Source organism: Micromonospora sp. CNB394, from assembly GCF_000374985.1.
In the GTDB taxonomy this organism is placed as follows: Bacteria; Actinomycetota; Actinomycetes; order Mycobacteriales; family Micromonosporaceae; genus Micromonospora; species Micromonospora marina.
The window spans coordinates 144,671-157,778 of sequence record NZ_KB895831.1 but is presented as its reverse complement, the minus strand read 5'-3'; the positions used below and the strand labels follow the sequence as shown (position 1 = coordinate 157,778).

At 71.7% G+C, this 13,108-nt stretch carries 13 protein-coding genes; 7 read left to right on the top strand and 6 right to left on the bottom strand.

Annotation, left to right across the window (positions count from 1 at the left end; translation table 11 throughout):
• Positions 1-196: 196 nt before the first annotated feature.
• Positions 197-1,669 (top strand): NAD-dependent malic enzyme, encoded by a 1,473-nt coding sequence (locus tag C569_RS0111755; RefSeq protein ID WP_018785980.1) that lies wholly within the window; start codon positions 197-199, stop codon positions 1,667-1,669.
• A gap of 306 nt (positions 1,670-1,975) precedes the next feature.
• On the opposite strand, the gene dapF is transcribed toward C569_RS0111755, so the two are convergent.
• Genes dapF through C569_RS0111740 form a run of 3 tightly spaced genes read right to left on the bottom strand, consistent with a single transcriptional unit; the run spans position 1,976 to position 4,450 of the window.
• On the bottom strand, positions 1,976-2,821 hold the full coding sequence (gene dapF, locus C569_RS0111750; RefSeq protein WP_018785979.1) for a diaminopimelate epimerase: 846 nt from the start codon (positions 2,819-2,821) through the stop codon (positions 1,976-1,978).
• Positions 2,822-2,828: 7 nt separating this feature from the next.
• Positions 2,829-3,848 carry a tRNA (adenosine(37)-N6)-dimethylallyltransferase MiaA gene (miaA, locus tag C569_RS30160; protein WP_155945531.1) on the bottom strand — a complete coding sequence of 340 codons (1,020 nt, stop codon included), beginning with the start codon at positions 3,846-3,848 and terminating at the stop codon, positions 2,829-2,831.
• On the bottom strand, positions 3,731-4,450 hold the full coding sequence (locus tag C569_RS0111740) for a hypothetical protein (protein WP_026268046.1): 720 nt from the start codon (positions 4,448-4,450) through the stop codon (positions 3,731-3,733). Before C569_RS0111740 ends, miaA begins: the two co-directional genes overlap by 118 nt.
• Before the next feature lie 203 nt (positions 4,451-4,653).
• Here C569_RS0111740 and C569_RS0111735 point away from each other — a divergent pair, with 203 nt between their 5' ends.
• The gene (locus C569_RS0111735) at positions 4,654-5,862 is read left to right on the top strand and encodes a DUF349 domain-containing protein (protein ID WP_018785976.1); all 1,209 of its coding nucleotides are present in this window, start codon (positions 4,654-4,656) and stop codon (positions 5,860-5,862) included.
• 93 nt (positions 5,863-5,955) lie between these two features.
• Here C569_RS0111735 and miaB read toward each other — a convergent pair whose 3' ends face one another.
• Positions 5,956-7,455, bottom strand: a complete 1,500-nt coding sequence (gene miaB / locus C569_RS0111730) for a tRNA (N6-isopentenyl adenosine(37)-C2)-methylthiotransferase MiaB (protein ID WP_018785975.1) — start codon at positions 7,453-7,455, stop codon at positions 5,956-5,958.
• Positions 7,456-7,507: 52 nt separating this feature from the next.
• On the opposite strand from miaB, the gene C569_RS0111725 reads away from it, so the two are divergent.
• Complete coding sequence (locus tag C569_RS0111725) at positions 7,508-7,735, top strand: DUF2277 family protein (protein WP_018785974.1); 228 nt, start codon at positions 7,508-7,510, stop codon at positions 7,733-7,735.
• A 79-nt stretch (positions 7,736-7,814) separates the two neighbouring features.
• On the opposite strand, the gene C569_RS0111720 is transcribed toward C569_RS0111725, so the two are convergent.
• A complete protein-coding gene (locus tag C569_RS0111720; protein WP_018785973.1) occupies positions 7,815-8,294 on the bottom strand; it encodes a hypothetical protein in 480 nt (159 codons plus the stop codon).
• A 212-nt stretch (positions 8,295-8,506) separates the two neighbouring features.
• On the bottom strand, positions 8,507-9,496 hold the full coding sequence (selD, locus tag C569_RS0111715; protein ID WP_018785972.1) for a selenide, water dikinase SelD: 990 nt from the start codon (positions 9,494-9,496) through the stop codon (positions 8,507-8,509).
• Between the two features lie 198 nt (positions 9,497-9,694).
• On the opposite strand from selD, the gene C569_RS0111710 reads away from it, so the two are divergent.
• From C569_RS0111710 to C569_RS0111695, 4 genes are read left to right on the top strand one after another with little or no spacing between them, the layout of a single operon-like run.
• A complete protein-coding gene (locus tag C569_RS0111710) occupies positions 9,695-10,450 on the top strand; it encodes an amino acid ABC transporter ATP-binding protein (RefSeq protein WP_018785971.1) in 756 nt (251 codons plus the stop codon).
• 53 nt (positions 10,451-10,503) lie between these two features.
• Positions 10,504-11,382: a glutamate ABC transporter substrate-binding protein gene (locus C569_RS0111705; RefSeq protein WP_018785970.1), complete on the top strand. Its 879-nt coding sequence runs from the start codon at positions 10,504-10,506 to the stop codon at positions 11,380-11,382.
• Positions 11,383-11,418: 36 nt separating this feature from the next.
• A complete protein-coding gene (locus C569_RS0111700) occupies positions 11,419-12,126 on the top strand; it encodes an amino acid ABC transporter permease (protein WP_026268031.1) in 708 nt (235 codons plus the stop codon).
• A complete protein-coding gene (locus C569_RS0111695) occupies positions 12,123-13,091 on the top strand; it encodes an amino acid ABC transporter permease (protein WP_018785968.1) in 969 nt (322 codons plus the stop codon). Before C569_RS0111700 ends, C569_RS0111695 begins: the two co-directional genes overlap by 4 nt.
• Positions 13,092-13,108 lie beyond the last annotated feature (17 nt).

Genomic DNA, 13,108 nt, shown 5'->3' with positions numbered 1-13,108 from the left:
ACTGCGTCTCCTGTCCGTTATGTGCAACGCCGGGAATTTTCGGCGCGTGACAGCAATCCTGACATGTGACAACGCCGGACGCACGTGTGTTATGCCCGCGACGCTACCCACCGGTAGCGGGGGCGGATGCCGGGCGACCAGGGCGGGCGAGTAGAAATGCCAGTCGAGCCGCTCAGCGCCGACGGAGGAGTTTCTCGTGGCCAACACACGACTGCCGAGTGCCGGATTCTCCATCACCATCCGGATCGCGGTACCCGCCGACGCCACCTCCATCGGCCGGCTCACCACCGCCGCTGGCGAGGCCGGGGCCATCGTCACCGCGCTGGACGTGGTCGACTCCGACCCCGCGCACGTGATCGTCGACCTCACCTGCGACACCGCCGACGCCGGCCACGCCGACCAGGTCGTCGACGCGCTCACCGCGCTCGACGGGGTGGACGTCCGCAAGGTCTCCGACCGCACCTTCCTGCTGCACCTCGGCGGCAAGATCGAGGTCACCCCGAAGGTCGCGCTGCGCACCCGGGACGAGCTGTCCCGCGCGTACACCCCGGGCGTGGCCCGGGTCTGCATGGCGATCGCGGAGAACCCGGCCGACGCCCGCCGGCTCACCATCAAGCGCAACACCGTCGCCGTGGTCAGCGACGGCACCGCGGTGCTCGGCCTGGGCAACCTCGGGCCGGCCGCGTCGCTGCCGGTGATGGAGGGCAAGGCGGCGCTGTTCAAGCGCTTCGGCGGGGTGGACGCCTGGCCGGTGGTGCTGGACACGCAGGACACCGACGAGATCGTGGCGATCGTCAAGGCGATCGCGCCCGCGTACGGCGGGATCAACCTGGAGGACATCGCCGCGCCGCGCTGCTTCGAGATCGAGGCCCGGCTCCGCGAGGCGCTGGACATCCCGGTCTTCCACGACGACCAGCACGGCACCGCGATCTGCGTGCTGGCCGCGCTGACGAACGCGCTGCGCGTCGTGGGCAAGCAGCTCGCGGACGTCCGGGTCGTGGTCTCCGGCGCCGGCGCGGCCGGCACCGCGATCATGAAGCTGCTGCTGCGCCAGGGCGTGGGCGACATCATCGCGTACGACCGCCAGGGCGCCCTGCACCGCGGACTGCCGGACCTCAACCCGGCCTGGCGGTGGCTGGCCGACAACACCAACAAGGAGAACTACTCCGGTGACCTGGCCGGGGCGGTACGCGGCGCGGACGTGTTCATCGGCGTGAGCGCGCCGAATCTGCTCACCGGCGAGGACGTCGCCCAGATGGCGAAGGACGCGATCGTCTTCGCGCTCGCCAACCCCGATCCGGAGGTGGACCCGCGAGAGGCGCGCAAGCACGCCGCAGTGGTCGCCACCGGCCGCTCGGACCAGCCGAACCAGATCAACAATGTGCTGGCCTTCCCCGGCGTGTTCCGCGGCATGCTCGACGCGCACGCCGAGGAGTTCACCGACGAGATGGCGCTCGCCGCCGCGCAAGCCATCGCGGACGTGGTCGGTGCGGACAAGATCAACCCGACGGTGATCGTGCCGAGCGTCTTCGACTCCCGGGTCGCCCCGGCCGTGGCCGCCGCGGTGCGGGCCGCCGCCCAGAACCCGGCCGCGACGCCGGCCCCGGCGGCCGACCCGGGCCCGGCCGACCTGCCCGAGATCGCCGCCAACGCCAGCGCCACCCCCTGACGCGTTCCCACCCGGCCTTGCGCGGCGCCTTCGCGCAGGCCAGCGCCCTCTCGCGGGGGCAGCACCTCGCAAGGCGGCATCTCCTCCCACGGGCCCGCCCGCGCCCGGCTCAGCGCACCACCCCACACCCGCAACCCGGCGCAGTCAGGCGTCCCCGGCACGTCCACACGAGATCTTGGAAGGAATGCCGGCCAGCCGGACCGCAGCGCGCACTCAGCCCCGTGCCGACCAAGGAGTTCGCGTCACCGGAGCACCGGGATTCCGCCACAAACTCCTTGATCAACTGGCAGAAGCAACGCGGGCGGGCTATTGGTGCAGGGTGGAGGGGGTCAGGGTGCCGGTCGCCACCAGGACCGCGGGACCGGACAGCCAGCAGGTGTCGGCCGTCACCGTCACGGTGAGGCGTCCGCCGGGTACGTCCACGGTCATCGTGCCGGTGTCCAGGCCGGCGTCGCGCAACGCCACCGCCGCCACCGCGCACGCGCCGGTGCCGCAGGATAGCGTCTCGGCCGAGCCGCGCTCGTAGACCCGCATCAGCACGTGCCCGTCGGTGCCGGCGACCGGCTCGCCCGGCGAGGTGAACTCGACGTTCACCCCGGACGGGAACGTCGAGGCGTCGACCCCGGGCGCGCGGGTGAGGTCCAGCCCGGTCAGCTCCAGCGCGGCGGGCAGCGGGCACACCAGGTGCGGGTTGCCGACGTCCACGGCGGTGCCGGGCAGCGTCAGCCCGCCGAGCGTGGCGGTCGCGGTGTCGTACAGCCGGGGGCGGCGCATCTCGACCGCCACACCAGCGCCCTCGACGCGGGCCCGGACCAGGCCGGCGCGGGTCGCGATCGGCAACGTCCCGCCCGACGGGGCGGCCAGCGACCGGTCCAGCAGGTAGCGGACGAACACACGGGCCCCGTTGCCGCACATCTCGGCGAACGAGCCGTCGGAGTTCCAGTAGTCCATGAACCACTCGGCCTCGCCCGCCAGCGCGACACCCTCGGGGTGCTTGGCGGCCCGTACGACGCGCAGCACGCCGTCGCCGCCGAGCCCGCGCCGCCTGTCGCAGAGCGCGGCGACCAGGCCCGGCGTCAGGTCGAGGGCGCCGTCCGGGTCGGGCAGGATGACGAAGTCGTTGCCGGTGCCGTGACCCTTTGTGAACTCCACGCCTCCATCATCCCCGATGCTCGGCGACCACCCGCAGGGCAGTGCCGAGGAACCCGGGCGACGCCGAGTCCAGCCAGTGGATGCGCGGGTCACGCCGGAACCAGGAGCGCTGCCGCCTGACGAACCGGCGGGTCGCGCGGACCGTATCCTCGTGCGCCTCCGTCTCGGTCAGCTCCCCGGCCAGGAACCGCAGCACCTGTTGGTAGCCGAGCGCCCGGCTCGCCGTCCGCCCCTCGGGCAGCCCTTCGGCGACCAGCGCCCGCACCTCGTCGACCAGCCCGGCGGCCCACATCCGGTCCACCCGCAACGCGATCCGCTCGTCCAGCGAAGCGGTGTCCAGGTCGACGCCGAGCTGCACCGACGGGTAGTACGGAGTGGGCGACGGCAGCGACGCGGTGAACGGAGCGCCGGTCAGCTCGATCACCTCCAGCGCCCGCACGATCCGGCGGCCGTTCGTGGGCAGGATGCTCGCCGCCGCGTCCGGGTCGGCCTCGGTCAGCCGGGCGTGCAGCGGCTCGGGGCCGACCGTCGCGAGTTCCGCCTCCAGCCGCTCCCGCAGCGCCGGGTCGGTGCCGGGAAACTCGAACCGCTCCAGCACCGCCCGCACGTACAGCCCGGAGCCGCCGACCAGCAGCGGCACCCGTCCCCGGGCCAGGATGTCGTCGACCGCCGCACGGGCCAGCGTCTGATACTCCGCGACACTGGCCGGCTCGGTCACCGGCCAGATGTCCAGCAGGTGGTGCGGCACGCCCTCGCGCTCGGCCGGCGACAGCTTCGCGGTGCCGACGTCCATGCCCCGATACAGCTGCATCGAGTCGGCGTTCACGACCTCGCCGTCGAGCGCGTGCGCCAGCGCGATGCTCAGCGCCGACTTCCCGGCCGCGGTCGGCCCGACCACCGCCACGACTGTCACGACCGCTCCCAGTTCGCCACGAGGTAGGCAACGCCGTAGGGGGCGCGGTGGTAGCTCAGCTCGCCGCACCAGTCGCCGCCCGCCGCCCGGGCCGCGCCGGCCAGCACCTGCCAGGGCGCCCGCCCGGCGACCCGCAGCTCCGCCGACAGCCCCGGGTCCAGCCCGAGCAGGGCGTCGGCGTCCGCGCCGGCCAGGGCCGCGGCGACCCCCTCGTCGTACGCCGCGGCGCGCGGGTCGTCGTACCCCGGCGCCTTGACGCCCCGGCAGGCGGACCCGTCACCGAGCACGAGCAGCGCGACGGGCGGATCGTCGTCGGCGATCAGGCTCGCGCCGAACGCCGCACACTCCGCCGGCGTGGCGTCGTGCGCCACCGACCGGGCCAGCCGGGGCAGCGTCGTGCCGGAGCGGTTCAGCAGCCAGGCGCCGATGGTCAGGCTCAGCGGCAGGCGCTCCGCGCCGGAGCAGGAGGTCTGCCACAGCCGCACCGGCCGGTCCAGCCCGAAGCCGCGCAGGGAGCCCGAGTCGGCGGCGGCGAACCGAACGGTCTCCGGTCCGCCGCCGACGAGCAGGACCGCCTCGGGACCGGCGGCGAGCAGCCGGGCGACCGCGGCGTCGGCGGCGGCGCGCAGGTCGTCCAGCTCGGGCGCGGCGGCGCCGGCCAGCTCGGGCACGATAAGCGGCGGGTGGGGGCAGACGGCGGCGGCAACCAGGGGCACGCCCCAAACCTATCGGGATCTCCCGGTGCGTCCCCGCGCCGATCCGGTCATCGGGGGCGTACAACACCGTATGGTCACGGTCGGCGACAGGCGCTCGACACGGACCGGGGTGGACCTGTGACAATGCCGGGAGAAAGTTTGCTGCGCCGTGGCGGCGGACGAGGGGGCTGTCCCCTCGACGCCGGGAGAACGAGGATGGGCACATGAGCGACTGGACTGCCTTCGGACGGGTCGACGAGGACGGCACCGTCTACGTCAAGACCGCCGAGGGCGAGCGGGTGGTCGGATCCTGGCAGGCAGGGGCACCGGAGGAAGGGCTCGCCCACTTCGCCCGGCGCTACGCCGACCTGGTGACCGAGGTCGACCTAACCGAGGCCCGGCTCAACTCGGGCGCGGCTGACGCCGGTCACTCCCTGACCACGATCCGCCGGATCCGTGGGTCGCTGGCCGAGGCGCACGTGGTCGGTGACATCGACGCCCTGGCCGCCCGCCTGGACAAGCTGGCCACCGTCGCCGAGGAGAAGGCCGGCGAGGCCAAGGCGGCCCGCGAGGCTGCCCGGGGCGAGGCACTGGCCCGCAAGACCGCTCTGGTCGAGGAGGCCGAGAAGCTCGCCGCCGAGTCGACCGGCTGGAAGACCGCCGGTGACCGGCTCAAGGAGATCCTCGACGAGTGGAAAACCATCCGCGGCGTCGACAAGAAGGCCGACGGTGAGCTGTGGAAGCGGTTCGCCGCCGCGCGCGACGGCTTCACCCGCCGCCGGGGTGCCCACTTCGCCTCCCTCGACCAGCAGCGCAAGCAGGCGCAGACGGTCAAGGAGGAGCTGGTCGCCGAGGCGGAGAAGCTCAAGGACTCCACCGACTGGGGCGTCACCGCCGGGCAGCTCAAGGACCTGATGACCCAGTGGAAGGCCGCGCCGCGCGCCGCCAAGGAGGCCGAGCAGAAGCTCTGGGAACGGTTCCGCGCCGCGCAGGACGAGTTCTTCACCCGCCGCAGCGAGGTCTTCTCGGCGCGCGACAACGAGCAGCGCGCCAACCTGGAGCGCAAGCAGGCGCTGCTGGCCGAGGCCGAGGCGCTAGACGTCGACGGCGACCCGAAGGGCGCCCAGGCGAAGCTGCGGGAGATCCAGGCGCAGTGGCACGAGGCCGGCCGGGTGCCCCGCGAGGCCGCCGCCGGGCTGGAGCGCCGCCTGCGGGCCGTGGACGACAAGGTCCGCGAGGTGATGGACTCGGCGTGGCGGCGTACCTCCAAGGAGGACAACCCGCTGCTGGCGCAGATGCGCGCCCAGGTCGCCGAGGCCGAGGACCGGCTGGCCCGGGCCCAGGCCGCCGGTGACGCCCGCCGGATCAAGGATGCCGAGCAGGCACTCGCCTCGAAGCGGCAGTTCCTCCAGCTCGCCGAGCAGGCCGGCTGACGCGGAAGGAAGGGCACCTTCTTAACGCCTCCGGTAGAGGAAGGGCCCCCTTTTAACACTCGGTGTTAAAAGGGGGCCCTTCCTTGCGTGCGGTCACTGGGCGGTGCAGCCGCCTACGGGGGCGGGTGCCGCGGCCGGCGCGCCGATCGTCGGCAGGCCCAGCAGCACCCCCGGGGTACGCGGAACCTGTCCCGCCTCGGCCGCGTCCCCGGCCCGGGTGCGCCGGTGCGCCAGCGGCGCGCCGTCGGCGTTGAGGTGGTGCGGGGCGGCGTACGTGACGACTGTGTGCACGATGTCGCCGGGACGGATACGCCCGGCCAGCTCACCGGTGGCGAAGTGCACGAGCCGGCCGTCGCGGGCGCGTCCGGACATCCGGCCGGTGCGCTCGTCCTTGCGGCCCTCGCCGACCGCCACCAGCACCTCGACGGTCTCCCCGACCAGCTTCTTGTTCTCCGCCCAGGTGATCTCCTCCACGCAGGCGATCAGCCGCTCGTAACGCTCCTGCACGACCTGCTTGGGCAACTGCCCGTCCATCGTGGCGGCCGGCGTGCCGGGGCGCTTGGAGTACTGGAACGTGAACGCCGAGGAGAACCGCGCCTCCCGCACCAGGTCGAGCGTGCGGGCGAAGTCGGCCTCGGTCTCGCCCGGGAAGCCGACGATGATGTCGGTGGTGATCGCCGCGTCCGGCATCGCCGCCCGGACCTTGGAGATGATCCCCAGGTAACGCTCCGACCGGTACGACCGGCGCATCGCCCGCAGCACGTCGTCCGAGCCGGACTGCAACGGCATGTGCAGCGAGTGGCAGACGTTCGGCGTCTCGGCCATCGCGGCGATCACGTCGTCGGTGAAGTCCTTCGGGTGCGGGCTGGTGAACCGCACCCGCTCCAGCCCGTCGATGTCCCCGCAGGCGCGCAGCAGCTTGCCGAAGGCGTACCGGTCGCCGAACTCGACGCCGTAGGAGTTGACGTTCTGCCCGAGCAGCGTCACCTCCAGCACGCCGGAGTCGGCCAGCGCGCGGACCTCGGAGAGGATGTCGCCGGGGCGGCGGTCCTTCTCCTTGCCGCGCAGGGAGGGCACGATGCAGAACGTGCACGTGTTGTTGCAGCCGACGGAGATCGAGACCCACCCGGCGTACGTCGACTCGCGCCGGGTCGGCAGCGTGGAGGGGAAGACCTCCAGCGACTCCAGGATCTCGACCTCGGCCGCGGCGTTGTGCCGGGCCCGGTCCAGCAGCGCCGGCAACGCGCCGATGTTGTGCGTGCCGAAGACGACGTCCACCCAGGGCGCCTTGCGGACGATGTCGCCGCGGTCCTTCTGGGCCAGGCAGCCGCCGACCGCGATCTGCATCCCGGGATGCTTCGCCTTCACGGGGCGCAGATGACCCAGGTTGCCGTAGAGGCGGTTGTCGGCGTTCTCCCGGACCGCGCAGGTGTTGAACACCACCACGTCGGGCTGCTCGTCGGCCTCGGCGGCGCGCACGTACCCGGCGTCCTCGAGGAGGCCGGAGATGCGCTCGGAGTCGTGCACGTTCATCTGGCAGCCGTACGTACGCACCTGGTAGGTGCGCGGGCTGCCCGCGGCTGCGGTAGTCATGACCCGGACAGCGTATCCGGGTGGAGCCGATCGGATCGAACGAGGAGGAGCTGTGTGCCGGAGCATCAAGACCCTGCGTGAGCCGTACGTCCCGGTGGTGACCGAGGAGGACATCCGCGCCGCCGCGTTGCAGTACGTCCGGAAGATCTCCGGATTCCGTACCCCCGCCGCCCACAACGCGGCAGCGTTCGACGCCGCGGTGGACGCGGTGGCCGCCGCCACCGCGACGCTGCTGGACCAGCTCGTGGTGCGGGGACAGCAGCAGGCGGCCCGGGGGTGAGTCCGGGCCCGCCACCGCTCGCCGCCGGAGGGGACACGGCGGCGAGCACCGCCTCACGGGTGCCGGCCGGCGTCCGCGCTCAGGCGGCGGCGAGCGCCGGTGCGACAGTGTCGGGGGCCCAGCGGGAGCGGTGGCACTGCGACCAGCCCCGGCAGCGTGCGTCGGCGACCGTGCACAGCCGGTGGTGGCTGAGCACCTCGCCGTCGTCGGTGTCGGCGACGTCGAAGTGCACCGGCCGGATCGTGCCGTCCGGCGCGACCAGCAGGTGCCGGCCGGCGTCGAGCGTGTCGTCGCGCGTCAGGCAGTTGCGGCCCAGCAGCCGGGCCAGCGCCGCGATCGCGGGCAGCTCGGTCAGGCTCTCGGGCACGCCGTAACAGTCGACCACGGTGCCGTACAGCCCGGGCGCCTCCCACACGTCGCAGACCACCGCGTACGCGGGGAGCCGCATCGGGTCGGCGACGGCCATGGGCATCACCACCCGGCCGAGCGCCTCGGCCAGTGCCGGGTAGACCTCCACCGGCTCGCCGCCGTCGATTCTCCAGTTCCACAGCTCGGTCATGCCGCCTCCTCGCTGCGCTCGTTCCACCGGCCTCCGGATCGGGCCTTCATGACGATGGTGGGCTGCGTTTGCCCCCAACCGGGCGCAAGTTACCGGTCTGTGACCATTCCGGGCAAAATTCCCTCGGGCGACGTTGCCCAGAGTAGCTGGAAGATGACAGTTTATCGGGTACGGTGCCGCGGTGGCGGCCAGGCCACGCCGCGAACCGTCACTCAACGAACCCGGATCAGATGCTCCGAAGCCGGCAGCAACTCGCCGATCACCGTGCCGCCCGGCACCTCACCGGCGACCAGCAGGCCACCGGAGGTCTGCGCGTCGGCCAGCAGCAGCCGCTCCCCCTCGTCGGCGCCGCCGAAGTCGGTCCACGGCGTGACCCAGTCCAGGTTGCGCCGGGTGCCGCCACTGACGTACCCGTCGCGCAGCGCCTCCCGCGCACCCGGCAGGTACGGCACCGCCGCCGCGTCGATCGCCACCGTCAGGCGGCTCGCGCGGGCCAGCTTCGAGGCGTGCCCGAGCAGGCCGAAGCCGGTCACGTCGGTGCCGCAGCGGATGCCCGCGGCCACCGCCGCGCGGGCCGCGTCCCGGTTGAGCCGGGCCATCGAGTCGACCGCCTCGGGGAAACGCTGCCCGGTCTGCTTGTGCCGGGTGTTGAGCACGCCCACCCCGAGCGGCTTGGTCAGCGACAGCGGCCGCCCGGCCCGCCCCGCGTCGAGCGTGATCAGCTCTTCCGGCCGGACCACGCCGGTGACCGCCAGGCCGTACTTCGGGCCGTCGTCGTCCACGCTGTGCCCGCCGGCCAGGTGGCAGTTCGCCTCCCGGGCCACGTCCAGGCCACCGCGCAGCACCTCGCGGGCCATCTCCGGTGGCAGGATGCCGCGCGGCCAGCAGAGCAGGTTCAGCGCGACGAGCGGGGTGCCGCCCATCGCGTACACGTCGGAGAGCGCGTTGGCGGCGGCGATGCGCCCCCAGTCGTAGGCGTCGTCGACCACCGGGGTGAAGAAGTCGGCGGTGCTCACCAGGCCCGTACGCTCGTCCAGCCGGACCACCGCGGCGTCGTCGCCGTTCTCCAGCCCGACCAGCAGATCGGCGGAGCCGCCGGTCGCGCCGAGCCCGGCGACCATCGCCTCCAGCTCGCCGGGCGGGATCTTGCAGGCGCAACCGCCACCGCGGGCGTAGTCGGTCAGCCGGATCGCGTCGGTCATCCCCTCATGGTCTCCGGCCGGTGGCGACGCCGCCACTCGGCCACCCGGCGGGTGACGAAATTCGGACGGGCCGGCACGGCGGCGACCGGTGTTACCGCTCCGTGACCATCTGGGTTGCGTTCTGCCACATCACCCCGCCTACAGTTGCCCAACCGAGGGTCGACCGACTCCCGGATTCCGCCATGGACGACAGGGACGGTGGACGACGTGACGACGGGCGACCCGCTGATCGTGCTCGACGGGGTGAACAAGTGGTTCGGGCCGCTGCACGTGCTCGACGACGTGTCCCTGTCCGTCGGCCGGGGTGAGGTGGTCGTGGTGATCGGCCCGTCCGGCTCCGGCAAGTCGACGCTCTGCCGCACCATCAACCGGCTGGAGCCCATCGACAACGGCACCATCACGTTCGACGGGCAGCCGCTGCCGGCGGAGGGCAAGCCCCTGGCCAGGCTGCGCAGCGAGGTCGGCATGGTGTTCCAGTCGTTCAACCTCTTCGCGCACAAGACCATCCTGGAGAACGTCACGCTGGGGCCGGTAAAGGTCCGCAAGGAGAAGCCGGCCGCGGCCCGTGAGCGCGGCCTGGCCCTGCTGGACCGGGTCGGCATCGCCAACCAGGCGGACAAGTACCCGGCGCAGCTCTCCGGCGGTCAGCAGCAGCGGGCGGCGATCGCCCGTGCGCTGGCCATGCAGCCCAAGGCGATGCTGTTCGACGAGCCGACCAGCGCGCTGGACCCGGAGATGGTCGGCGAGGTGCTGGACGTGATGACCTCGCTGGCCGGCGAGGGCATGACCATGGTCGTGGTGACCCACGAGATGGGCTTCGCCCGGCACGCGGCCAACCGGGTGGTATTCATGGCCGACGGGCAGCTGGTCGAGGACGCGCCGCCGGCCGAGTTCTTCGCGAACCCGCGCAGCGAGCGGGCCAAGGACTTCCTCTCCAAGATCCTCACCCACTGAGCGTCCCGTAGTGGAGTCGTCCCCGGCGGCTCCGTCGAAGAAGGAGATTGAGTATGCGTTACAAGCGCGTGGCGGCGGTCGCCGCAGCGGCGACTCTGGCGCTCGGCCTGTCCGCCTGCGGTGGCGACAGCGACGACGCGGGCACCGGCGCCGGCAACAAGGACTTCGCCGCCGGCAGCACCATGGAGCGGCTGAACACGGCCCAGAAGATCAAGGTCGGCACCAAGTTCGACCAGCCGGGCTTCGGCCAGAAGGGCCTGTCGGGCAAGCCCGAGGGCTTCGACGTCGAGATCGCGAAGCTGATCGTGAAGGAACTCGGCATCCCCGAGGACAAGATCGAGTACGTCGAGACGCCGTCGAAGGTCCGCGAGGACGTCATCGTGAACGGCACCGTCGACCTGGTCGCGGCCACCTACACGATCAACGACAAGCGCAAGGAGCGCATCGCCTTCGCCGGGCCGTACTACGAGGCCGGCCAGAACATCATGGTCCGCAAGGACGAGGCCGCCATCACCGGCCCCGACTCGTTCTCCGACGGCACCAAGAAGGTCTGCTCGGTCACCGGCTCCACCCCGGCCGAGGAGATCAAGAAGTACGTCAAGGACGTCGCCACCCAGCTGGTGCTCTTCGACACCTACGACAAGTGCCGCGACGCCCTGAAGGGCAAGCAGGTCGACGCAGTCACCACCGACAACGTCATCCTGCTCGGCTACATCGCCAAGGACGAGGCGTCCTTCAAGATGGCCGGCGACAACTTCACCAAGGAGCCGTACGGCATCGGTGTCAAGAAGGAGGACACGGACTTCCGTGACTTCATCAACGACACCCTCGACAAGGCCTTCGAGGACGGTAGCTGGAAGAAGGCGTGGGACGAGACCGCCGGCAAGTTCGGCGCCACCCTGGGCGACCCGCCCGCCGTCAACCGTTACTGATCCGCTAGATCCGGAGGGTGGGGAGGAAACCGACCCGTGAATGTGCTCATCGACAAGTTCGACGTCTTCGCGGGCGGGTTCTGGCTCACCCTCCAGATCTGCTTTCTCGCCGCGATCGGCGCCCTGATCCTGGGCGCCGTCGTGGCGGTGCTGCGGATCTCGCCGGTGCCACCGCTGCGCGCGGTCGGCACCACGTACGTGACCATCTTCCGTAACCTGCCGCTGACCGTGGTGCTCTTCTTCGCCGCGTTCGGCCTGCCGGCGCTGGGCTCCAACGCCGACTTCCTGCGCATCCCGGGCCTGGAGTCGATCTTCAGCCGGCTCGGCACCGACCTGCCCTACTTCCGCTTCGGCCTGATCGCCCTGGTCCTCTACACCGCAGCGTTCGTCTGCGAGGCCCTGCGGTCCGGCGTGAACGCGGTGCCGGCCGGGCAGGCCGAGGCGGCCCGTTCGCTGGGCCTCACCTTCGGCCAGAACCTGCGGCACGTCGTGCTCCCGCAGTCCTGGAAGGCCTCGGTGGTGCCGCTCGGCTCGGTCATCATCGCGATGATCAAGAACTCCGCGCTCGTCGGCTTCTTCGGCGTGGTCGGTGACCTCTCGCAGACCGCGGACCAGCTCACCTCCGCCGGAGGCTACCCCTTCATCCCGGTGGCGATCGGCATCTCGGTCGGATACCTGATCATGACGGTCCCGCTCGGCGCCCTGCTGGACCGGATCGAGAAGCGACAGGCGGTGGCCCGATGAGCCAGCAGAGCAGCGTCCTCTACGACATCCCCGGGCCGCGCCAGCGGCGCGTCACGCTCATCAGCAGCCTGGTCGCCGTCGTGGTGGTGCTGGCCGGCGCCTACCTGTTCATCTATCGGCCGCTGGCCGACAAGGGCCAGTTCTCGATGGAGCTGTGGGGGCCGCTCGTCGACCCTTCAAACGAGAACTTCCCGCTCGTCTGGGACCGGATCGGACTCGGCCTCAAGAACACCCTCGTGGCCGCCGCGCTGGCCATCGTCTCGTCGCTCGTCGTCGGCACCCTCCTCGCCGTCCTACGGATCCAGCTCAAGAGCCTGGCCCGGCGGCGGTTCACCGGAACGGCCGCGCCCCTGGCGTACCTGCTGCGCGGGCTGAGCTGGGTACTGGCCGTCGTGACCCGGGTCTGCGTCGAGGTGTTCCGCGGGCTGCCGGTCGTCATCACCATCTTCTTCGTGGCCCGCGGCTTCCCCGAGTTCGGTGCCTCGTTCGACAACCTCTGGTACCTCGTCATCGGCCTGACCGTCTACAACTCGGTGGTCATCGCCGAGATCCTGCGCTCGGGGATGGAGGGCCTGCCCGGCGGGCAGGCCGAGGCGGCCGCCGCGATCGGGCTCTCCCCGTTCCAGACCACCGGGCTGATTCTGCTGCCGCAGGCCTTCCGGATCATGCTCCCGGCGCTCATCAGCCAGCTCGTGGTGGTACTCAAGGACACCTCGCTGGGCTTCATCATCAGCTACGAGGAGACGCTCAACATCGGCAAGCAGATCATCGGCGTCCTGGGCAACCCGATCCAGGTGTACGTGGTGATCGCCGTACTGTTCATCGCCATCAACTACTCGCTGTCGAAGCTGGCCCAGTACGTCCAGCACCGGCTCTCCCAGGGCCGCAAGAGCGCCGGCACCACGACGCCGACCCCACCGCCGGCCGCGCTCACCGCGCAGGCCGAGGGTGCCGGCGGCCCCTGACCCGCCACACGTGAAAG

What these genes read in the sequence shown, in the direction of transcription:
- C569_RS0111735 (WP_018785976.1), top strand. Translation starts at nt 4,654, where the DNA reads ATGAGCGACTGGACTGCCTTCGGACGGGTCGACGAGGACGGCACCGTC.
- miaB (WP_018785975.1), bottom strand. Translation starts at nt 7,455, where the DNA reads ATGACTACCGCAGCCGCGGGCAGCCCGCGCACCTACCAGGTGCGTACG.
- C569_RS0111720 (WP_018785973.1), bottom strand. Translation starts at nt 8,294, where the DNA reads ATGACCGAGCTGTGGAACTGGAGAATCGACGGCGGCGAGCCGGTGGAG.
- selD (WP_018785972.1), bottom strand. Translation starts at nt 9,496, where the DNA reads ATGACCGACGCGATCCGGCTGACCGACTACGCCCGCGGTGGCGGTTGC.
- C569_RS0111705 (WP_018785970.1), top strand. Translation starts at nt 10,504, where the DNA reads ATGCGTTACAAGCGCGTGGCGGCGGTCGCCGCAGCGGCGACTCTGGCG.
- C569_RS0111695 (WP_018785968.1), top strand. Translation starts at nt 12,123, where the DNA reads ATGAGCCAGCAGAGCAGCGTCCTCTACGACATCCCCGGGCCGCGCCAG.